Genomic DNA, 21534 nt, shown 5'->3' with positions numbered 1-21534 from the left:
TCAATTAAACGCGGCGACGCTCAATCAAAGCCTGCGCCAGCGTACCTGGGTCAACATGTTCAAGCTCACCACCAACAGGCAAACCTCGGGCGATTCGACTCACTTTCAGCCCTCGAGCCCGCAACATCTCAGCCAGATAATGTGCGGTGGCTTCGCCCTCTGTCGTGAAATTAGTCGCCAGCACCACTTCTTCCACCGAGCCATCACTAGCACGCTCCAATAACTGCTTAAATGCAATATCGTTGGGGCCAATCCCATCCAAAGGACTCAACCTCCCCATTAGCACAAAATACAAGCCTTCGTAGCTGCGGGTGAACTCTATCGACATTAAATCCGTCGGCATTTCCACCACGCACAATTGCGCATGATTGCGCTGCTCATCCAAGCAGATTTCGCAGACATCCAGCTCTGTAAATGTATTGCAATGACGGCAATGTTTGAGTGCACCAAGGGCATTTTCAAGCGCATTGGCCAGCTCTAGCGCGCCTTTTTGATCACGCTGAACCAAGTGAAATGCCATTCGAGCGGCTGATTTGGGGCCAACCCCAGGAAGGATACGCAAAGCGTCGATGAGATGACTGAGTGAAGCAGGAATCGACATGGGTATTGCTCTGTAGAAATTGATGGATAATGCCTACAGAGCAATACCCTTAATAAAAAGCCTGCATCTATGTAACATTCAACGATGATCGCAACGCAACGACAGCAGGCCTTTCACTCATTAGAATGGCATTTTGAAACCTGGTGGCAATTGCATACCAGCAGTAAAACCGCCCATTTTAGCTTGGCTAGTGGCTTCGGCTTTCCGCAATGCATCGTTAAACGCAGCGGCGATCAAATCTTCTAGCATGTCTTTATCATCCGACAACAAGCTGTCGTCAATCGCGACACGGCGCACCACATTGCTGCACGTGATAGTGATTTTAACCATGCCCGCACCCGATTGGCCTTCCACTTCGACCGAAGCCAATTCTTCTTGTGCTTTAGCCATATTTTCTTGCATTTGCTGAGCTTGTTTCATCAAGCCAGCCATTCCGCCTTTACCACCAAACATACAATTTCCTTTAAATTAAAAACAAAAAGAAGGTGTCCACGAAACACACGAAAAGCGCGAAAATTAGCTCATCCTCTCCACTGATTTTCCTACTTTGCATCAGATTTTAATTTCTTGCTACACCAAGAGAAAAACGGCTTTCATGCCGCCATATTGGCGTTACTTTCGTGGCTTTCGTGTTTTTCGTGGACTAAAGATTTTTTAAATGGGTTTAATTGAATCGATTGCAATACTTGCGCCGAATTCTTTCACCATCGTTTGCACAAATGGATCACCATTAATCGCCGCAACCGCTTGATCTTGCCGCTCTTGTTTTTCACGATAATGAATATCAGCAGGCGTTTCGGTCTTTACTTCACCAATTTGCACATTCAAAGCGATGTCACGACCAAAATGTTCGCTGAGGGCAAGGCGCAGTTTTTCTTGGTAATCGCGCGTCGCAACACTGCGATGGATTTCTTCAACTTTAATATTAAACTGTATATCGCTAAAGCTTAATAATTCTGAGTGCTGCGCCAACATACCTGCTTGACCTAGCTTGAGATGCACCACTAAAGCGCGCCAATCGCCAGTAAATTCAGCCGGAATCTGCGGCGCAGAAACTGGCGCGACAACAGGCTGCGATACCACTGCAACTTGTGCTCGAGCAGCCGGCGCATCATCTTGTCGCCAAGGCGGCGTATCGTCGTATGTTGCGCCAGGTACAGTCGTTTGCGATGTCGTAGAAATTGCCGACTGTGCTTGCGGAGCAAGTACTGGCGACGTCACCGCGGTCTGTTGCGCTGGAACAGGTGCTGCAGTTACTGAAGAATTCACTGGCATAACGACATGGCCGGCATCACTCGGCGCAAACGCCAACATGCGCAAAATCGTCATCGTAAAACCGGCGTATTCATCAGGAGCCAGCGGTAAATCGCGGCGACCGTGCAAGGCAATCTGATAATACAATTGTGCGTCTTCGGGTGTGAGCGCTTGCGCCACAGCCACGATTTGTTCACGCAATGGCAAATCATCGGCCAATGCATTGGGCACGGCTTGCACCAAAGCGATTTGTTGCAATAGCGAGGCCAATTCATGCAGCGCGGCCTCATAAGACAAACCACGCTCAGCAATTGCATCGGCTGTTTTAAGCAATGCAGGGCCGTCTTTCTGAATTAACGCCGTCAATAACTCAAACAAATAGCTTTGATCGACCGCGCCAAGCATCGCGCGCACGCCTGCTTCTTCGACTTTGCCAGCGCCATAAGCAATCGCTTGATCAAGCAGCGATAAACCATCGCGCATTGAGCCACTTGCCGCATGCCCAATCAGATTGAGTGCGAGCGCTTCATATTCAATTTGTTCGGCTTGTAATACGGTATTTAAATGGCCAGTGACTTGCTGTGGCGTCATTTGGCGCAATGAAAACTGCAAGCAACGACTCAGCACCGTAATCGGCACCTTTTGTGGATCGGTCGTCGCAAGGATAAATTTAACGTGGCTGGGTGGCTCTTCCAACGTTTTCAGCATCGCATTAAATGCCGATTTGGAGAGCATGTGCACTTCGTCGATAATGTAGACTTTAAAACGGCCAGCGGTCGGTGCATACTGCGCGTTGTCCAAGACCTCGCGAATATTATCGATACCGGTGTTAGACGCCGCGTCGATTTCGAGCAGGTCAACAAAGCGACCGGCATCAATTTGCGTACACGCTGAGCAAACGCCGCACGGTTCGGACGTAATGCCAGTTTCGCAATTGAGTGCCTTGGCCATAATGCGGGCGATGGTAGTTTTACCCACCCCGCGCGTGCCGGTGAGCAAATACGCGTGATGCAATCGTGCCGAGGCAAATGCGTTTGCCAGCGCTTTAATCACGTGTTCCTGCCCGACCAATTGGGCAAAAGTTTTTGGTCGCCACTTACGGGCTAGTACTTGGTAGCTCATGGCAGCATTCTAACAGATGCGATAGATGATAGACGATGATTCCATAGCAAAGCAGTGTGCTGTGGATACTTTGCAAAACAGCTTAAAGAATAAATGAAATGACGATTACTCCGCTTGAGACTGCACCTGAAAACCACGATCCTAAACCCGAAGCGCCAGTGGAGCCGCCGCTCGAAGCCTGTTGCAGCAGCGGCTGTTATCCCTGCGTCTTGGATTTATATACCGAAGAATTACAACAATACCGAATCGATCTTGCCGCATGGCAAGCGCGGCAATCAGTCTCTCAAAATATCAATCAGGATCCGACATGCGAAGCCTAATTACCTTTATCGCGCTGGCCGTAAGTAGCAGCATCGCAATCGCAGCGGACTCGCTCCCCAGCAACGTGAGTAATGCCCTCAAGGCAGCCAAAATCCCAAACGATGCTTTATCAGTGGCAATGGTTCCGCTTGATGCTCAAGGAAAACCACAGTTTTACCGTGCCGATGTGCCTTCCAATCCGGCTTCAACGATGAAAATCGTCACTACCTACGCTGGCCTTGAAATCCTTGGCCCAGCCTGGCAGTGGCAAACTGAAATTCGTGCCAATGCCCTACCTAAAAATGGCGTGCTAGATGGCGATATTTACCTTAAAGGCTCGGGCGACCCCAAACTCACTTTGGAACGCATGTGGCTGTTGGTACGAGACTTAAAAGCAGCCGGCGTAGATGAAATTCGCGGCAATGTGGTGCTCGATCGTAGCGCGTTTGTCATTGATGCCAATGAGCCCGCTTTTGACGATGATGGCGAAACCAGCGACCGGCCATTCATGGTCAAACCTGACGCATTACTCACCAATTTCAAATCTCTGCGAGTGCGAGTTCGTGCCGATGGTGAACGCGTCATCGCCAGCGTTGAACCAGATTGGCCAGAAGTTCGCTTTAGTAACCAACTGGGCTTAGGTGCAGCGGCACCGTGCGAAACATGGCAAAAACGAGTGCAATTTCGCACGGGTCAAGCCACGCCCCAATTTATGCTGCAATTGGTCGGTGAAGTACCTGCCGGATGTATCGGCGAGAAGTACATGTCTGTATTTGATGCGCCGACTTATACCTACCTGCTCTTTCGCAACCTGTGGTTAGCTGAAGGCGGCAAACTTGGCGGAAAAATGCAACAAGGGATCACGCCTGCTAATAGTGTTCTGCTGGCCAGTACCAAATCATCGGATATGGTCAGCACCATTCGTGATATCAATAAATACAGTAATAATATGATGGCACGGCAGTTATTCCTCACGATAGGCGCAACTCAAGGCGCTGCTGCCGATGGTGCAACAACGGCAAGTCGTTCTACAGCGGTCATTCAGCGCTGGCTGCAAAGTAAGGGCAAACGTTTCGATGAATTGGTGCTCGAAAATGGTGCAGGTCTTTCACGCAAAGAACAAATCAGCGCACGACATTTAGCCGAACTATTACAAGACGCATGGAACGCACCACTTGCAGCTGAATTTGTGTCCTCACTGCCACTGGTTGGCATTGATGGTACGATGAAAAAACGCTTAAAAGACGAGAGCAGCATCGGCCAAGGCCACATCAAAACGGGTACTTTAAAAGACGTCCGCGCCGTTGCAGGTTATGTGCGTGATGCGAATGGCAAAACATGGGCCGTGGTCGGGATCATCAATCATGCCAATGCACCTGCTGGAATGGCAACGCTCGATGAATTACTCAAATCGATTCGCAAAACGACAAATTAATATCAATTGATAGCGTTATCGCCACCCACATCGGGTGGCATTGAACAGACTAAAAAACCTGCGATCACGATCATGAATACCGAAAAACCACGCATCACGATTTTGTACTGCACTCAATGCAATTGGCTGTTGCGCAGTGCATGGCTGGCACAAGAATTATTAAGCACCTTTGCTTTTGAACTCGGTGAAGTCGCACTTCAACCGGGAACGGGTGGTATTTTTGTCATTCATTGTGATGGTGTTCTGGTTTGGGATCGAAAAATAGACGATGGTTTTCCTGAGGCTAAAGTACTCAAACAACGAATTCGCGATTTAATTGCCCCCGAAAAAACCTTAGGCCATGCTGATGCACCCAAAGCTGTAAGTTAAATCATAATTTCGACCAAGCGATTAGGCACAATCCTGCTGCTGTGATACCTTTCAACTATGTATGCAAAAATTTTCTTTAGTGCGCTCTTGATCAGTAGCTGCGCCATGGCCGACATCTATAAATACACCGATGAGAACGGCAATGTGACCTTTACCAACTCGCCAATCAAAGGTGCAGTGCGCATCATGTCGGAATCCAATCCGACCACCAATGCACGTCGTCCTAGCGGAGAAAGCACCAACACCGTCAAGTCTCCTCGTGTTGCTGCGCCCTCTCCACTCAATTTCCCGAAAGTGGATGCCGCCACGCAAAAAAGTCGTGATAGCAATCGTAAAGTGATTTTGGCTGAAGAGCTCAATAGCGAACGCGCTCTGCTGAGCAAAGCACAGCGCAGCCTGCAAGAATCAGAAACCACGAAAACAGCCGCCGAACAAGCCAACCCCAAACTCTATCTCGACCGCATTGGCCGCCTACGCGAAACCATTATGATGCACGAAAAAAATATCGCTTCGCTGCAGTCTGAAATCAGTAGAGTGCGTTAAAACCACGTCAGCAACAAAAACGCACCATTACAGTGCGAAAATCGCTTATTCTGTTCCAGTAGCCTAACTTAAAGCTGGCCTAGTTTTTGCTAACGCTATGCAAAAATGAAGCACACACCCTTTTTGCCAAGGAAAAGTGCAATTGAATGCCCTGATTTCATCCATCAGGGCTCAGCGCACATTGGAGTAGCACCATGAGCCACCCTGCCTTTGCTGGCCTCGAATATCTAGATGCCGCCGTGTTGGCGGTCGACAACGAAGGCTATATTGTTTTTGCCAATCCAGCGGCCAATAGCCTATTCAATCTACGCGACTCAGAAAACCAAACCCTAGAACAGTGTTTTGGATTCAATTCACCCTTAGTTTTCGCCGCACACACTGCACTTGAAAAGCGCATTTCAATTACCGAACACGAGCTAATCGTCTTTGGGGTTGAAGGTGAAATGTACGTCACATTGGACGTCACCCCGATTGAATGCCCTGCTGCGGTTTTAATGCTTGAAGTACGGCGTATTGATCAACAACGACGGATTGTGAATGAAGAGCGCTTGCAAGCCCAGCAGCAAGCCAATCGTGAACTGATTCGTAACTTAGCGCACGAAATCAAAAATCCACTTGGCGGCATTCGTGGCGCGGCGCAGTTATTAGCGTTTGAGCTGCCCGATCCGCAGCTGAAAGAATACACCGATGTCATCGTCGATGAAGTTTCTCGGCTACAAAGCCTGTTGGATCGCCTGCTCACGCCGCACCGTTTACCGCAAATTAAAGAAATCAATATTCACGAAGTCTTAGAGCGCGTTCGCAGCTTAGTTCTAGCTGAAACGCCAAGTGGCTTATCGGTCAAACGTGATTACGATACCAGCATGCCGCTCTTGATTGCCGATAAAGAACAATTGATTCAATCAGTACTCAATATTGTTCGCAATGCGATTCAGGCGATGTCGAGTATCGGGGAAGTCATTTTACGCACCCGAATTGCGCGCCAAGTAACGCTCAATCGCCGTCGTCACCCGCTCGCTCTGCGAATTGATATTTCTGATAACGGCCCCGGCATTCCTGAGCATTTAAAAGAAACACTGTTTTATCCGCTCGTGTCCGGCCGTGAAGGCGGCACCGGCATTGGTCTACACTTAGCCCACACTTATATCGCGCAACATCATGGCGTGATTGAATTTGATAGCCGACCGGGCCACACCACATTCAGTATTTTTTTGCCGCTTAATGCATGGCAAGATTCAGGAACACCACTATGAAGCCAGTTTGGGTAATTGACGACGACCGCTCGATTCGTTGGGTATTTGAAAAGGCTCTCGCCCGCGAGCACATTGCGCACGCAACGTTTCCATCGGCCAGCGAAGCACTGCAAAAAATTCAAAGCGAACGTCCACAAGCCGTTGTCTGTGATATCCGCATGCCGGGTGAATCGGGGCTCACTTTTTTAGAGATTGTGAAACGCGATTGGCCAGAAATTCCCGTCATTATCATGACGGCGCACTCAGATTTGGACAGCGCTGTTTCGGCGTTTCAAGGCGGTGCATTTGAATATCTCCCCAAGCCTTTTGATGTTGAGCAAGCAATAGCGCTGATTCGCCGCGCTATCGTCGAAAGCGAGCAACTTGCGCCTGCCAGCGCAGTCAGCGCAGCGGTACCCGAGATGCTCGGCCAAGCGCCTGCGATGCAAGACGTTTTCCGCGCGATTGGCCGCCTTTCCCACTCGGCCGCCACAGTGATGATTACCGGCGAATCAGGCAGCGGCAAAGAACTCGTTGCCCGCGCCCTGCACCGCCACAGCCCACGCGCCAACAAACCTTTTGTTGCAATCAATAGCGCGGCGATTCCGAAGGATTTATTAGAATCTGAATTATTCGGCCATGAGCGTGGCGCTTTTACTGGCGCGGATGCCAAACGCGTAGGCCGCTTTGAGCAAGCCGAAGGCGGTACCTTATTTTTAGATGAAATCGGCGATATGCCATTTGATTTACAAACTAGATTGTTGCGTGTTTTATCTGATGGATTCTTTTACCGTGTAGGTGGGCATCAGCCGATCAAAGCGAATGTTCGCGTCATCGCCGCCACGCATCAAAATCTAGAAGACCGCGTCAAAGACCATCAATTTCGCGAAGATTTATTCCATCGCTTAAATGTCATTCGTCTGCGCCTGCCTGCACTGCGGGAACGTAAGCAAGATATTCCCTTGCTAGCTCAACATTTTTTACTCAAGTCAGCACAAGACTTGGGCATTGAAGCCAAGCGCCTCACCGAATCAGCGATGAATACCTTGGCGCAATTTGGCTTCCCTGGCAATGTGCGGCAACTGGAAAATGTCTGCCATTGGATTACCGTGATGGCACCCGGTCAACTGGTTGATTGCGCCGATTTACCCCCCGAGTTATCAGAAAAAACCAGCTTACTCGGTGGACAAATCGGCGATTGGCGCGCCTCGCTAGCGGCTGAGTTAGCACAACGCCTGCAACGCGGCGATAGCCGGATTTTGGATAGCATCGTGCCCGAATTTGAGCGCACCGTAATTGAACAAGCGCTTGCGCATACAGGGGGTAAACGCATAGAAGCATCAGAATTACTAGGATGGGGACGCAATACCCTGACCAGAAAAATTCAAGAACTCGGGATGGAAGAATCATAATCGCCGATATGCAGGTATAAAAAAACCGGCTCCACGCCGGTTTTTTTACTTTTGAACTCAGTATTAGCGAATCTCAAAGATTTTGCCAAAGTTGGCAATATCGAGCACTGATTTCACTGTGCCTTTGCAATTAACTAGAGTAATTTTCTTGCCTGCGGCACGCTCATTAAACAGCAAGAGCATCCCAAGTGCCGCTGAATCCATGTAATCAACGGCAGAAAAATCAATCTCAATTTCGCTCAAACCCGCATGTTCTAGCACGGTAGTCGTGGCTTGTTTGAATTCACGGTGAAATTCAAAGGTAAAATTGCCATTCAAGCCCAAAAAGGCACGGTTACTTTCAAAGCGAACATTTACTTGCATTGGCTTAACTCCAAAACTAATTATTTACTGCTACCTAAACAGTCTAGTTAGCCGAAGGCAAGGATGCAAATGAGCACGCCCAAATAGGCGCGCGACACCACATTATTTCTCGACAAACGCCCGTTCGATTACATAATCGCCAGGTTCGCCAATCCGTTTCGACACTTGAAAGCCTAAATCATCCAGCATTTTGCACGTATCTTCGAGCATTGCAGGGCTACCGCATAGCATGGCGCGATCCGTTTCAGGATTGAGCGGTGGCAAGCCAATGTCGTCAGTCAATTTGTTTGAGGCAAACAAATCAGTTAAACGACCTTGATTACGGAATGGCTCACGCGTTACCGTTGGGTAATAAATTAGCTTGCTGCGCACTTCTTCACCGAAGAACTCATTGTGCGGCAATTCATTTTCGATGTAATGCGCATAAGCCAATTCGCTCACGGTACGTACGCCGTGCACCAAAATGATTTTATCAAAACGCTCGTAGGCTTCTGGATCTTTAATCAAACTCATAAACGGCGCCAGACCAGTACCGGTGCTGAGGTAATACAGGTTTTTACCCGGCTTCAAATCCGACAACACCAAAGTACCCGTTGGCTTGCCGCTCACCAGTAATTGATCGCCTTCTTTCAAGTGTTGCAGACGCGACGTCAATGGGCCATTCGGCACTTTAATACTAAAAAATTCGAGTTCTTCTTCGTAATTCGCGCTGGCAATCGAGTAAGCGCGCATCAGCGGCTTGCCATCGACTTCCAAGCCAATCATCACAAACTGGCCATTTTCAAAACGCAGCGATTCATCGCGCGTCGTCGTAAAACTAAACAAAGAATCATTCCAATGACGCACGCTCAATACTGTTTCATGGGCAAACTTAGACATGTCTTAACCTTTTAATGCTGCGGTGAGTTCAGGAATCACCGTAAATAAATCTGCTACCAAACCATAATCGGCCACTTGGAAAATCGGTGCGTCAGCGTCGTGATTCACCGCGACGATGACTTTACTGTCTTTAATGCCGCCAACGTGTTGGGCTGCGCCGGAAACACCGAACGCGATATAGAGTTCAGGTGCCACCACCGTACCGGTTTGACCGACTTGGCTATCATTCGGCGCCATGCCAGCATCCACTGCTGCGCGCGTTGCACCAATTGCTGCGCCGAGCACATCCGCCAATGGGGTTAACGTTGCTTTAAAGCCTTCGGCGCTGCCGAGTGAACGACCACCACTAATGACCACGCGTGCTGTAGCCAATTCTGGGCGATCCAATTGCACCAAATCACGGCTGACCCAAGCCGCTTGGCCTGCATCACCCGAAGCGGCGATAGTTTCAACTACAGCCGAACCACCTGTTGCAGCTGCAGCTTCAAAGACTGTCGGGCGTATCGTTAAGATGCGCAAACCGGCAGGCGCTTTCACTGTTGCGTTCAAATTTCCGGCGTACATCGGGCGAACAAATGTCGTTGCATCGATGATTTGGATTACTTCCGACACCATCGCGACATCCAGCAAAGCTGCAGCGCGTGGCAATAGGTTTTTACCAAAGCTGGTAGCTGCTGCCACGATGGCTGAATAGCTAGGCGCCAGTTGCACCAGCAATGGCGTCAGATTCTCAGCGATGCCGTGCGCGTACTCAGTCGCATCAACCAGCAGTATCTTGTTCAAGCCATTGATAGCAGATGCTTGTGTGGCAATACCTGCCACATCATTTCCTGCCAGCAAAAGATGAACTTCTTCACCAAATTGGCTTGCTGCCGTTACGGCAGAACGTGTAGCGGCTTTAATGCCGTGGCTGTCTAATTCAGCAATGACTAAAACGCTCATGACACCACCTTCTCTGTCCGCAATGCCGCAACAAGTTCAGCGACAGAATTCAAAATCTTGCCTGCTTTACGTGCAGGCGGCTCAGCGATATTGACGATCTCCAGCGCAGGAGCAGTAATACCAAACTCAGCCGCTGGCAGCGTTTCGATCAGCTTTTTCTTCGCCATCATCAAGGCAGGCAATTTAATAAAGCGCGGCTCGTTGAGACGCAAATCCACCGACACGACAGCTGGTAATGGCAAAGACAGCGTTTCTTGCCCGCCGTCGATTTCACGCACCACCAATGCTTTGCCGTCAACGACGTCGATTTTTGACGCGAAAGTCGCTTGAGGCCAGTTCAGCAAAGCGGATAACATTTGCGCCGTTTCAGCAGCGTCGTCATCAATCGCTTGCTTGCCCGTCAAGACCAGTTGCGGCGCTTCGCGCTCAGTCACGGCTTTGAGGTATTTTGCTGCAGCCAAAGGCTGAACAACGGTTAGCGTTTCCACCAACACGGCGCGATCGGCGCCCATCGCCAAAGCATGACGCAGTACATCCTGATTCGCTGCAGTACCCACGGCAACAACGACGACCTCAGTCGCAACACCCGCCTCTTTCAAGCGCACTGCGCCTTCGACGGCATTTTCATCAAATGGGTTGATGCTCATTTTTACGTTGGTCAATTCAACGTCTTTGCCATCCTGAGTAGGACGTGGGCGGATTTGATAATCAACGACCCGTTTAATGTGCACTAAGATTTTCATCACGATTCCTTCTGTTGCTCGCCGTTACAGCCTGCATGATTTAGGTCAAGCCCTAATTTTGCACTCGATTATATTTGTCGGTAGAATATATGTAAAACCCATTGTAATTATAAACATTATCTATTTTACAGATATACAACTAGTCCAAGATACACAGCTGAGCTAGGTCTATCGGCTCCAATTTGGCTAGAAAGAACGAGGCTATGATGCAAGAGCGCGATGTAATGGAATATGACGTACTGATTATTGGTGCTGGCCCTGCAGGTTTGGCTGCTGCGATTCGGCTCAAACAAGTCAATGCGGAGCTCAGTGTCTGCATCCTCGAAAAAGGCGCTCAAGTCGGCGCGCATACTTTATCGGGTGCGGTTATCGACCCCATCGCGCTCAATCAACTGATTCCAGATTGGCAACAACGCGCGCCGCAGCTGGCCACCGCTGTGACTGCCGATGAGTTTCTCGTGCTCGATGCAGACATCGGCTTCAAAATCCCGCAAATGCTATTGCCGCCGCAGTTGCACAACGATGGCTGTTATATCGTCAAGCTCGGTGAAGTCTGTGCATGGCTGGCGACAGAAGCCGAAAATCTCGGCGTTGAAATTTACCCCGGCTTTGCCGCCGCTGAGGTTTTATATGACGACACTGGCGCAGTCAAAGGTGTCGCCGTTGGCGATATGGGGATTAACAAACAAGGTGAACACAAAGCCGATTACGCACTCGGCATGGCGATTTACGCCAAATACACACTATTTTGCGAAGGCGCGCGCGGCTCTTTGGCGGGAGATTTGGAAAAACAATTCAATCTACGCGCAGGCCGCGACCCGCAACATTACGGCCTTGGCGTCAAAGAAGTATGGCAAGTCAAACCTGAGCATCATCGACTTGGCCTCGTGCAACACGCGCAAGGCTGGCCGCTCGACAACAGCACCAGCGGCGGCGCTTTTATTTACCACCTACCCGACCATCAAGTAGCGGTCGGCTATGTGGTGCATTTGAATTACCAAAATCCAACGCTATCGCCGTTTGATGAATTACAACGTTTCAAAACGCACCCAAAAATTCGCGGCACGTTTGCGGGCGCAACTCGGATTGGTTATGGTGCCCGTGCGATTGCCGAAGGCGGTTTGCAATCCTTACCAAAAATGGTCTTTGCTGGCGGCGCGCTGCTGGGCTGCTCGGCTGGATTGCTCAACTTTCCACGGATTAAAGGCACGCACAATGCGATGCTGTCCGGCATGCTGGCCGCCGAAGCTGCGGCAGCAGCGATTACCGCTGGCCGCTATCAGGATGAACTCACTGAGTTTGTGACCGCACTACAAGCATCGAGTGTTTGGCAAGAACTAGAGCAAGTACGCAATATCAAACCGGCACTCTCTAAACTGGGCATACTCGGTGGCACGATGTATGCAGGTATAGAGCTTTGGTTATCTAAGCTAGGACTCAATACCCCTTGGACACTGCAGCACAGCACACCCGATCACGCTCGACTCTTGCCGCAAGGCCAATTTACGCCGATTAAATACCCGAAACCGGATGGCGTGCTAACGTTTAATAAACTGGATTCACTGGCGCTCGCCAATGTGTCGCACGAACACGATCAACCGGTGCATTTGAAATTGCGCGACCCAAGCCTGATTACGCCGGTGCATTTGAGCAATGAAATCAAAGCTGAATGCCACTACTGCCCTGCGGGTGTGTATGAGATTATCGAGGTCGCTGGTCAGCCCAAATATCAAATCAACGCGCAAAACTGCTTGCACTGTAAAACCTGTGATATTAAAGACGCAACGCAGAATATTCATTGGGTGACGCCAGAAGGTGGCGGCGGCCCGATATATATAGGCATGTAGTATAAGCAGCTAAGACTTAATTAATAAGATCTACAGCTAAATACCCAATAGCTCAGTCAAAATAGATTGAGCTATTTTTACATCTGAATTGAGATTTTGAAGTTTCTGACGATAATAGAGAATGCATTCGCGTTTTGGAGTAGAAAATGATTCAAGAAAAACAAACCGTACAAATCAAACGCGACCAGATTCAATTTCTAAGACCTGAAATGGGCCGCCTACTCGATCGACGTAAAGGCAAAGTGATCGATGTGTTTGTGCCACTCGGCGCCAAAGATGCAGTGGTAAAAGTACGCTGGATCGCCCGCCGCCCAAGCGAAAATGATGTGACGCTAGAGCATCCAGAGAAAGATTTAGAAGTAATTCCTTCATGATCTTTTCGACCTAAAAGACTGCTATCGACCCAATCCGGTCATCGCGGTTTCCCGATAGCGGCCGCTCAGCCAAACCGGGGATTCTCGCAGTGGAGTTCTCGGAAGCGGACGTTGGCGACCTCACCCAATCGGCCAGAAGCGGTCATAGAGCGTCTACAAAATCAGGGTGTATTCATTTTGAGCTAACTCGATGTGTGCAATCCTGCAATAACCTGAACAAGCCAATCTCTGGATGCACTGCCCGAAGCTCTTCTATGCCATCCCACAACCACATTGAAATTTAGGGAGGACATGTCTAGGTCAATCACTTGGAAGCCACCGGTGGCAGCAATGGCCGAGGGTACAAAAGCCACCGTATCATTCACGTGCATAAACGCTTGCAGAGACGTGTAGCAGGGCAAAGTGGCAATCACTGTGCGACTGACATCCCGGGCACTAAGGAAGTCATCAACTCGACTCCCCAGATTGCCCACTCCACTGGCGAAATCCACATGAGGATGTAAGGACACATCTGCAAGCACCTGTATCTGCCGAGGCAGCAGCGAACCTTGCCTAGCGACGCAGCAGTAGTGGTCGCTTCTCAGTCTATTACGCACTAATCCCGGATCAACGTAGTCAGAAAAACCAATCACTAGGTCAGCCTCTCCTTGCGCTAACGTCGTGAAATGCTGATCGGGATTGAAGTCAATGACTTCAAGCTTCACCCCGGGTGCGCGTTCGCGCATGAGCAGCGAAAGCGATGGGATGATAGACAGTTGCGCATATTCATTTGCGATCACCCTGAATACGTACTCACTCGTTGCCGGATCGAATGGGAATGAATTGAAGATGCCGTCGATCTCTTCAACTATTTTCTCGAATTTAGCTGCGAGGTCGTACGCATAGTCGGTCGGCTGTAGGCCTGCGCTCTGGCGCAGGAATAGCTCATTGGGAAACACTTCACGCATGCGCTTGAGGTAGTTGCTAACCGCCTGTTGTGATATCTCAAGCCGCTCGGCAACGCGAGAAACGTTTTTCTCGCGCACGAGATACAGTAAAACCCGCATGTGCCGGATATCGATTTTCTCAATCATTTTGGTTGTATCTCATACAAATCCGCGGTGATTTTCATTGTATCAGTGAGCGCCTATAGTATCACCTCCTTAATATTTAACGAGGCATTGCTATGAAAACCGTAATTTTGATTGGTGCCCAAGGGCACATGGGCCAAGCCGCTATGACCGGCCTCAAAAAACACAACGTCATTACCGCCAGCCGCTCTGGCACAGGCTGCGACCACACGGTGGATATCACCAGCAAGGCGTCAATCAAGGCTCTATTCGAAAAGGTTGGGCCGTTCGATGCTGTCGTTAATACAGTTGGCTACTGCGAATACGCTAACTTCAGCGAAATGACCGATGAGCAATGGGACACAACTATCCAAAGCAAGATGGTCGGCCAGATCAATCTGGTAAATGTGGGCCTGAACTACATCAACAATGGCGGTTCGTTTACGTTGATTTCGGGCATTCTCAATGTCAAACCTATTCCTATGGCAATTGCTGACGCCACCACCAGCGGCGCCATCGACACCTTCGTACAGTGCGTAGCGCACGAGCTTCCACGTCAGATTCGCATCAACGTGGTCAACCCTACAGTTCTGGAAGAGGCATGGGACGTATATGGGGAAATGATGCCAGGCTTCCAGCCTGTCCCTGGCGCGCTGGTAGGCAAAGCCTTCGAGCGCTCGGTTGATGGCTTCATCACCGGAAAGGTTATATTCGTCGACGCCTGAAGAAGAGCCCATCTGCACTGAAAGTAAGTCACTGGAATTTAAGAGGGCGCCGACCTGAAAGTTAATCAGGTCGGATGCCTCTCAAGCTACATGCATCTACATTAAGTTATGGATTTAACTAAAAGGCTCAACTCTTATGAGTTTGCGCTGTTTTCGTGCGCCCCAGTAAATCATCAATGAAGATTATAAATGGTTTTATTGTCGGTATTTTGCTTGTCGCTGGCTACACACAGGTACATGCCGAAGACGGTCATGATCCCTCTATGAAGAGGCATGAACAATTTAGAGCTAAACAAGAAATTATTCACGCAAATGAAGTCGAAGAGAAGGAGTTGAAGTCTGAGGCTGTCAGCCATGATAAAGCCAATTGCAAAAGATCTAGCGCAAGCTAGTATCAGCTCTGGGGTGCACTCATCTGAGATTTTTAAATATCCTTTTAAGAGAGCCACGTAAGTTTTCGCTTGGCGTTGCTTGGCTCTCAAATTTATGACTAAAGGTGTTCATGGCAGGGAGTAGTGGCAAAATGAATCTTCCATTTTTCCAGGTTGATGTTTTTGGAGGGGCTCCGTTTAAAGGAAATCCAGTTGCAGTTATCCTAGATGGCGACAAGCTCACGAGCTCACAGATGCTTGAAATAGCTAACTGGACAAATTTATCCGAAACGACTTTTGTATGCGAACCAACGACCAGTAACGCTGATTACCGACTGCGGATCTTTACCACGCAAGGTGAATTACCCTTTGCAGGACACCCAACTATCGGAAGCGCCACAGCATTGCTAGCTTATGGGCTGACTCCCAAGATAGCTGGGATGCTTGTTCAGGAGTGTGATCAGGGACTGGTGCCGCTTCACTTACTCGGCAACAGGATCTTCTTTGAATTGCCAGCGCCTGGTTATGCGCCGCTAGGTGAGCACAGGCTACTGGACATTCTAGCGGCCATTGGCGTCCATCGTGAGTCCGTATGCAATGCTGCAATTATCGATGTGGGGGCTGTCTGGATTACTTTGCAACTTCGCTCTGTGCAAGATGTTTTAGATCTAAAGCCGGACATTAATTGCCTCGCGCAAGCAACTACAAACTGCACGGGACTTACTGTCTTCGGCCTGTATGCAGATGGTGATTCTGCATTGGTTGAGGTGCGCTCATTTGTACCAGGCGACGCCGTCCCAGAAGATCCGGTATGCGGCAGTGGTAATGGCTGCGTCGCCGCGATGCTTCAGCGCAGCGGCATAGCACCATCGCGATATAGTGCATCGCAAGGAAATAAAGTCGGGCGCGATGGCAGGATTGAAGTGGAGTTTAGTTCTGACGGTACGATATTGATCGGTGGAGTATCTGCAATTCGGGTGCAAGGTTCAATTTCACTTACCCCATGACTCGGGTGGGCTAACTCGTGTCATATCCTGAATATCCCCCCGACTTCATCGAGACAGTTAAGCATCCGCAATGTGTCGTTTTCTGCCTGACGCGACTGGCTGCTATTGGCCGAGTTGGGGCTGTGAGGCCATCAATTTCATCGCCGAATACCGGACGCTCACCTCGATCACCGGGCGCCCTACTTGCAGAAATTGAAACGTAACCCCGACCGGCGGGTTATGGCCGAATGCCGACTATATACAAATTACTTCACACCGCGCAAAGGCTGCTCGCGGCGCTCGCCGATACCTTGCCGGATATTGAGTGCATGATATTTCGCCAGCGCAAGTTTATCGACTTTAGGAATAGTTTCATCGTGATAAGCGGCCTGAATGAGTTCTTTTTGCACAAACGCCAATTGCCGCGCCATATGGCTACAATCATCAGAAATCGTGCCGCGATTCATTTCAGCAACAATTAGTAAGGCGTCTTTTTTAATCCGATAAATCACCGATTGCGCTAAAGGCGATGTTTTACGCTCAACCGCTTCGGTTCGCTTGATCGGCATAAGTTCAGTCCGTGCCGACAAGGTATTGTTTTCTTGATAATTGAGTTTAAGCCACAGCTTATTTAATAATTTATTCAACAAAGAAATTCCTTTGCATTCAAACACGGTAGCAATAATATTGCTGCAGCCTTGCTTTGCACACTGCACGGAGACTTACTCTACAGGCAAACCGGAAAAAATATGCGAAAAAAAACGGGGTGAATTCACCCCGTCTTGCAGCCTTAAGCGATTATTTCGCGAGCAAAATTCGCAACATACGGCGCAGTGGCTCAGCAGCACCCCACAGCAATTGGTCGCCAATGACAAAGGCGCTGATGTATTCAGGGCCCATATTCAATTTACGCACGCGACCCACACCGATATCGAGCTTGCCCGTGATTTGCGCTGGAATCAGCTCTTTCACGGTCACTTCGCGGTCGTTCGGCACCCATTTCACCCAATCGTTGCCCGATTTGATGATGGATTCGATTTCAGCAAGTGGCAGATCGCGTTTCAGTTTGATCGTCAATGCCAAGCTATGGCAACGCATCGCGCCGATACGTACACACAAACCATCGACTGGAATCGTGGCATCGGTGCCGAGGATTTTGTTGACTTCGGCTTGGCCTTTCCATTCTTCTTTTGATTGGCCGTTATCAAGTTGTTTGTCGATCCATGGGATCAAGCCGCCAGCAAGAGGCGCGCCGAAGAATTCAGTTGGTACATCATTTGAAATTGTGTGCGCTACTTTTTTGTCGATTTCTAAAATTGCAGATGCAGGCGTTGCCAATTCATCAGCTACCGCGCCATATACCACGCCCATGCCTTTAAGCAATTCGCGCATATGATTCGCGCCGCCGCCTGAAGCCGCTTGGTACGTCATTGACGAAACCCAATCAACCAAACCGGCTTTAAACAAACCGCCCATACCCATCAACATGATCGAGTTGGTGCAATTGCCGCCGATGTAGTTTTTCACGCCTTTGGCCAGCGCACCTTGGATCACATCGTCGTTGACTGGATCAAGGATGATGACGGCATCGTTTTCCATACGCAGTGTAGAAGCCGCGTCGATCCAGTAGCCCTCCCAACCTGCGGCACGCAGTTTAGGGAACACGGCTGTGGTGTAGTCACCGCCTTGGCAAGAAATAATCACGTCCATTGCCGCCAATTGGGTGATGTCGTTGGCGTCTTGCAAAGTGCCCGCATCTTTACCGAAATTAGGTGCTGCTTGGCCCGCTTGCGACGTCGTGAAGAATACAGGATCGATTACATCGAAATCCTTTTCTTCTTGCATACGTTGCATCAGAACCGAACCCACCATACCGCGCCAACCGACTAAACCAACCCGTTTCATGATTACTTCCTTTAGCGACAACTCAAATTAAATTCAGAACATAGATATTAGTGAAATTCCGTATGCCTGACTAGTCCACAGAGCAAATCACGTACGGCAAAGCCGTTGAGTCCATGAACACTTTGCCCCGCGAGTCAAAAATAAAACAAAAAAGGAAAGAAACAAGAAAGATTTATTGCATTTATTATTTACATAAGATTACAATACAAAAAGTTACACATCAGCAAAAGGTAATATTGCATGCTAGGAAAATTTCTCAACATTGCCCAGAATGTTATTTATCGAAAAGCCCCCCAAGCAGCGCTAAAAACAACGATACAAGTACCGACCAAGCAGAATAAGGCACGCAAAAAACTATCGGCACGTAGTCATGCGGAGCTGACGTTTCGAATTCAAATGTGCGTCGCAAGTGGTCAAGCCCATGCATTTCAGCATCGCTCAGATGATTTAGCACCGATTCCGCCACTGATGCGTTCGATTATTCGCGACCTTAATCGCTTGCGTGAATTTGCCCCCGAAGAAGAACTCAAATTTCGCTACATGCTCAGCCAAGTCAACGCGCCCGTAACTCAAGCCGCGAGCAATCAATTTGCCAGCATGGCGCAAAAAGCCAAATCGCATGACAGCCTTTACAACGAAACCATTGCAGTTGAATAATCGCGGCATCTGATATTCATCAGCAAGGAATCGAGTTGTGCGTGTATTAATTCAAAGAGTGAACCAAGCCAAGGTTGAGGTAGCAGCGCAGACCGTCGGAGAAATTGACTCAGGCTTATTGTTATTGGTCGGTGTAGGCCATGACGACAACGAGGCTGATATCACGTGGCTGGTGAATAAGATTTGCAATCTACGACTATTTTCCGATGAAAAAGGCGTGATGAATTTATCACTGCTGGATGTGGGCGGCGAAGCATTGGCGATCAGCCAATTTACGCTGTTTGCTCAAGTCAAAAAAGGCAATCGGCCAAGTTGGGGTGATGCAGCTCCTGGCCCCATTAGCCAACCTCTGTTTGATGAATTTGTGCGGCAATTGAGCCTAAAACTAAATAAACCAGTGCCAACTGGGCAGTTTGGTGCCGATATGCAAGTCTCACTAGTGAACGATGGGCCGGTCACGGTTTTCATAGATAGCAAAGACAAATAAGGACAAGCCCGTACTTGACGGGCTCCGAGTGCTACGCGCACAATGATTTTAGCGCCGATTTGAAACCCAGCTTGCAGGGCGCTTTATAAATGTTGCTAAAGCGTGCGAACCCACAGCACGTGGGTTTTTGTATTTTTACTGCGCCAATTAATCGACAACTTGCGGGGCGCAATCGAAATTCCGCTAAAGCGTCGGTGATTGAAACAACTAAAATCAATCACCGGCGAGTTTCTCAGGAGCTTGCCATGTACGATTGTTTAGAACTCGACCTAAAACCCATCCAAAATTCAACACGCAATTCACCCGCCGTGATTAAAAACAAACGACTTAATTTTGATACGTATCGCGAGCATAATGCTCTGCAGCTTCGTGCGGCACCGCATACCGGCCCACAGTCTTTATTACGTGCTTTTGCAACGGCGAACAGCCTGAGCTTAACAACGCACAATTTGCCTGATGGCAGTCTCTTGGTGCTCGGCTTGAATTGCGAAGAAGCATTGATGTTTCAACGCCGCTTTCCTGAATTGCTAGCAACTTTTGAACCCGCACGCCCCATTCCTAAAGGAAAACTATGCCCCGCTTGACCGATGCAAAAGCAACTTGGATTTTAGCTTGGCCGATTATGGTCGGCCAGCTCGCGCAAACGGGAACTGGCTTTGTGGATGCGGTGATGGCTGGGCATTTGTCTGCCGGTGATTTGGCGGCCGTTTCAGTCGGCACGTCGATCTGGAGTGTGATGATTGTGACGATGTTTGGCCTCTTAATTGCGATTAGCCCGATGGCGTCGCAAAAAGTCGGCGCCAAAGCGTTTCATGAAATTCCTTCACTCACACAGCAAGCCTTGTACCAGGGCTTGTTGGTGGCCGCTGCCATGATGTTAATTGCGCATGGATTAGTGCCCATCTTTGCTCATATTGGGCTCGCACCTGATGTCGCAGTTAAAGCGAGTGATTTTTTAACGGTGATCTCTTGGGGCTTTCCGGCGGTGGCGATTGCACGGGTGCTGTATGGCTACAGTTCGAGCTTGAATCAAACCAAGCCGATGATGATTATTTCGATCTTGGCACTGCTACTGAATATCCCCGCCAACTATGCGTTAATTTATGGTGAGTGGGGATTTCCGGCACTCGGTGCTGTGGGCTGCGCTTGGGCAACCGCCTTGTGCATGTGGTTTAGCGCAGTGCTGTGGGTCATCTGGATTTGGGTGTCACCGATTTATCGCGACACACACCCCTTTAGAGCACCAAAGGGTATTGACCCCTACACCCAGAAGCAATTAGCCAAGCTGGCAATACCCATTGGGATTATGTTTTTTGTTGAAGCCAGCGCGTTTAGCTTGATTGCGCTGATTATCGCTAAACTCGGCACCACCACCGTCGCATCGCATCAAATTGCACTCAATTTTGCTTCACTGACTTTTATGATTCCACTGGCGATCAGCACCGCCCTCACCGTTCGAGTGGGCCAAGCGATCGGCGCAGGCGATTACAAGCAGGCCAGATTCATCGGCCAAACCGGCATTTACCTCGGGTTTATTCTCGCAGTAGTGTCAGGCAGCATGATTATTTTGTTCCGCCACACGATTGCAACGTGGTACACGGCAGACCCTGCAGTGATTCTGCTGTCTGCACAGCTTCTTTTATTAGCCGGTATTTTTCAATTTTCGGATGCCACGCAAATTGTGGTGGCGGGCGCATTGCGTGGTTACAAATCAACACGGATTCCGCTGGCGATTCATCTAACCGCATTTTGGGTGATTGGGATACCACTTGGCTATGCGCTGACTTTTGGCGTAGGGCCGTTCAGCGCACATGGACCGGCAGGTTATTGGTTGGCGCTGGTCATCGCACTGAGCTTTGCAGCGATTGCACTGTACGCTTTCTTCCAAAAAATCAGCCAGCGCGCCTTAACACAAGGTATATCAGGCTAAGCATTATT

General features: G+C 49.3%; 25 protein-coding genes. 15 read left to right on the top strand and 10 right to left on the bottom strand.

Annotated features, from left to right (window positions below):
- Positions 1-4: 4 nt before the first annotated feature.
- The 3 genes from recR to dnaX form a co-directional block, all read right to left on the bottom strand.
- Positions 5-601, bottom strand: a complete 597-nt coding sequence (recR, locus tag K4H28_RS02850) for a recombination mediator RecR (RefSeq protein ID WP_221006889.1) — start codon at positions 599-601, stop codon at positions 5-7.
- Between the two features lie 120 nt (positions 602-721).
- The gene (locus tag K4H28_RS02845) at positions 722-1054 is read right to left on the bottom strand and encodes a YbaB/EbfC family nucleoid-associated protein (RefSeq protein ID WP_221006888.1); all 333 of its coding nucleotides are present in this window, start codon (positions 1052-1054) and stop codon (positions 722-724) included.
- 201 nt (positions 1055-1255) lie between these two features.
- The gene (gene dnaX, locus K4H28_RS02840) at positions 1256-2977 is read right to left on the bottom strand and encodes a DNA polymerase III subunit gamma/tau (RefSeq protein WP_221006887.1); all 1722 of its coding nucleotides are present in this window, start codon (positions 2975-2977) and stop codon (positions 1256-1258) included.
- 98 nt (positions 2978-3075) lie between these two features.
- Here dnaX and K4H28_RS02835 point away from each other — a divergent pair, with 98 nt between their 5' ends.
- The 6 genes from K4H28_RS02835 to ntrC all read left to right on the top strand — a co-directional run bounded on the left by K4H28_RS02835 (position 3076) and on the right by ntrC (position 8268).
- Positions 3076-3297, top strand: coding sequence for an oxidoreductase-like domain-containing protein (locus K4H28_RS02835; RefSeq protein WP_221006885.1), 222 nt, complete (start codon positions 3076-3078; stop codon positions 3295-3297).
- Positions 3285-4712, top strand: a complete 1428-nt coding sequence (gene dacB / locus K4H28_RS02830; protein ID WP_221006884.1) for a D-alanyl-D-alanine carboxypeptidase/D-alanyl-D-alanine endopeptidase — start codon at positions 3285-3287, stop codon at positions 4710-4712. The genes K4H28_RS02835 and dacB overlap by 13 nt, the downstream gene beginning before the upstream one ends.
- 72 nt (positions 4713-4784) lie before the next feature.
- Positions 4785-5081: an Rdx family protein gene (locus tag K4H28_RS02825; RefSeq protein ID WP_221006882.1), complete on the top strand. Its 297-nt coding sequence runs from the start codon at positions 4785-4787 to the stop codon at positions 5079-5081.
- 57 nt (positions 5082-5138) lie between these two features.
- Complete coding sequence (locus K4H28_RS02820; RefSeq protein WP_255573599.1) at positions 5139-5624, top strand: DUF4124 domain-containing protein; 486 nt, start codon at positions 5139-5141, stop codon at positions 5622-5624.
- A 194-nt stretch (positions 5625-5818) separates the two neighbouring features.
- Positions 5819-6877: a nitrogen regulation protein NR(II) gene (glnL, locus tag K4H28_RS02815; RefSeq protein ID WP_221006879.1), complete on the top strand. Its 1059-nt coding sequence runs from the start codon at positions 5819-5821 to the stop codon at positions 6875-6877.
- Entirely contained in the window at positions 6874-8268 is a 1395-nt protein-coding gene (gene ntrC / locus K4H28_RS02810) for a nitrogen regulation protein NR(I) (RefSeq protein ID WP_221006878.1), read from the top strand. The genes glnL and ntrC overlap by 4 nt, the downstream gene beginning before the upstream one ends.
- 63 nt (positions 8269-8331) lie before the next feature.
- On the opposite strand, the gene K4H28_RS02805 is transcribed toward ntrC, so the two are convergent.
- The 4 genes from K4H28_RS02805 to K4H28_RS02790 form a co-directional block, all read right to left on the bottom strand.
- A complete protein-coding gene (locus K4H28_RS02805; RefSeq protein ID WP_221006876.1) occupies positions 8332-8631 on the bottom strand; it encodes an STAS domain-containing protein in 300 nt (99 codons plus the stop codon).
- Positions 8632-8733: 102 nt separating this feature from the next.
- On the bottom strand, positions 8734-9510 hold the full coding sequence (locus tag K4H28_RS02800; protein ID WP_221006875.1) for a ferredoxin--NADP reductase: 777 nt from the start codon (positions 9508-9510) through the stop codon (positions 8734-8736).
- Positions 9511-9513: 3 nt separating this feature from the next.
- Positions 9514-10452, bottom strand: coding sequence for an electron transfer flavoprotein subunit alpha/FixB family protein (locus tag K4H28_RS02795; protein WP_221006873.1), 939 nt, complete (start codon positions 10450-10452; stop codon positions 9514-9516).
- Positions 10449-11195 (bottom strand): electron transfer flavoprotein subunit beta/FixA family protein, encoded by a 747-nt coding sequence (locus tag K4H28_RS02790; protein ID WP_221006871.1) that lies wholly within the window; start codon positions 11193-11195, stop codon positions 10449-10451. Before K4H28_RS02790 ends, K4H28_RS02795 begins: the two co-directional genes overlap by 4 nt.
- A gap of 203 nt (positions 11196-11398) precedes the next feature.
- Here K4H28_RS02790 and K4H28_RS02785 point away from each other — a divergent pair, with 203 nt between their 5' ends.
- Both K4H28_RS02785 and K4H28_RS02780 read left to right on the top strand, forming a co-directional pair.
- Positions 11399-13042, top strand: coding sequence for an electron transfer flavoprotein-ubiquinone oxidoreductase (locus tag K4H28_RS02785; RefSeq protein ID WP_308443470.1), 1644 nt, complete (start codon positions 11399-11401; stop codon positions 13040-13042).
- Between the two features lie 146 nt (positions 13043-13188).
- Complete coding sequence (locus K4H28_RS02780; RefSeq protein WP_221006870.1) at positions 13189-13416, top strand: hypothetical protein; 228 nt, start codon at positions 13189-13191, stop codon at positions 13414-13416.
- A gap of 182 nt (positions 13417-13598) precedes the next feature.
- Here K4H28_RS02780 and K4H28_RS02775 read toward each other — a convergent pair whose 3' ends face one another.
- Positions 13599-14489: a LysR family transcriptional regulator gene (locus K4H28_RS02775; RefSeq protein WP_221006869.1), complete on the bottom strand. Its 891-nt coding sequence runs from the start codon at positions 14487-14489 to the stop codon at positions 13599-13601.
- A gap of 92 nt (positions 14490-14581) precedes the next feature.
- Here K4H28_RS02775 and K4H28_RS02770 point away from each other — a divergent pair, with 92 nt between their 5' ends.
- From K4H28_RS02770 to K4H28_RS02760, 3 genes are all read left to right on the top strand, one after another.
- On the top strand, positions 14582-15190 hold the full coding sequence (locus tag K4H28_RS02770) for a short chain dehydrogenase (RefSeq protein ID WP_221006868.1): 609 nt from the start codon (positions 14582-14584) through the stop codon (positions 15188-15190).
- A 176-nt stretch (positions 15191-15366) separates the two neighbouring features.
- Entirely contained in the window at positions 15367-15582 is a 216-nt protein-coding gene (locus K4H28_RS02765; RefSeq protein WP_221006866.1) for a hypothetical protein, read from the top strand.
- A 131-nt stretch (positions 15583-15713) separates the two neighbouring features.
- A complete protein-coding gene (locus K4H28_RS02760; protein ID WP_221006865.1) occupies positions 15714-16568 on the top strand; it encodes a PhzF family phenazine biosynthesis protein in 855 nt (284 codons plus the stop codon).
- Between the two features lie 245 nt (positions 16569-16813).
- Here K4H28_RS02760 and K4H28_RS02755 read toward each other — a convergent pair whose 3' ends face one another.
- Together K4H28_RS02755 and asd are read right to left on the bottom strand one after the other, a co-directional pair.
- Entirely contained in the window at positions 16814-17194 is a 381-nt protein-coding gene (locus K4H28_RS02755) for a hypothetical protein (RefSeq protein ID WP_221006864.1), read from the bottom strand.
- A 151-nt stretch (positions 17195-17345) separates the two neighbouring features.
- Positions 17346-18452, bottom strand: coding sequence for an aspartate-semialdehyde dehydrogenase (gene asd, locus K4H28_RS02750; RefSeq protein WP_221006863.1), 1107 nt, complete (start codon positions 18450-18452; stop codon positions 17346-17348).
- A gap of 240 nt (positions 18453-18692) precedes the next feature.
- Here asd and K4H28_RS02745 point away from each other — a divergent pair, with 240 nt between their 5' ends.
- From K4H28_RS02745 to K4H28_RS02730, 4 genes are all read left to right on the top strand, one after another.
- Positions 18693-19109 carry a hypothetical protein gene (locus K4H28_RS02745; RefSeq protein ID WP_221006862.1) on the top strand — a complete coding sequence of 139 codons (417 nt, stop codon included), beginning with the start codon at positions 18693-18695 and terminating at the stop codon, positions 19107-19109.
- Between the two features lie 37 nt (positions 19110-19146).
- Entirely contained in the window at positions 19147-19596 is a 450-nt protein-coding gene (dtd, locus tag K4H28_RS02740) for a D-aminoacyl-tRNA deacylase (protein WP_221006861.1), read from the top strand.
- An 89-nt stretch (positions 19597-19685) separates the two neighbouring features.
- Positions 19686-20180: a hypothetical protein gene (locus tag K4H28_RS02735; protein WP_221006859.1), complete on the top strand. Its 495-nt coding sequence runs from the start codon at positions 19686-19688 to the stop codon at positions 20178-20180.
- Positions 20168-21526 carry an MATE family efflux transporter gene (locus tag K4H28_RS02730; protein ID WP_221006858.1) on the top strand — a complete coding sequence of 453 codons (1359 nt, stop codon included), beginning with the start codon at positions 20168-20170 and terminating at the stop codon, positions 21524-21526. The genes K4H28_RS02735 and K4H28_RS02730 overlap by 13 nt, the downstream gene beginning before the upstream one ends.
- Positions 21527-21534 lie beyond the last annotated feature (8 nt).

This window comes from Deefgea tanakiae (assembly GCF_019665765.1).
GTDB classification, from domain to species: Bacteria; Pseudomonadota; Gammaproteobacteria; order Burkholderiales; family Chitinibacteraceae; genus Deefgea; species Deefgea tanakiae.
This window is presented reverse-complemented; position numbering and strand designations above follow the sequence as displayed.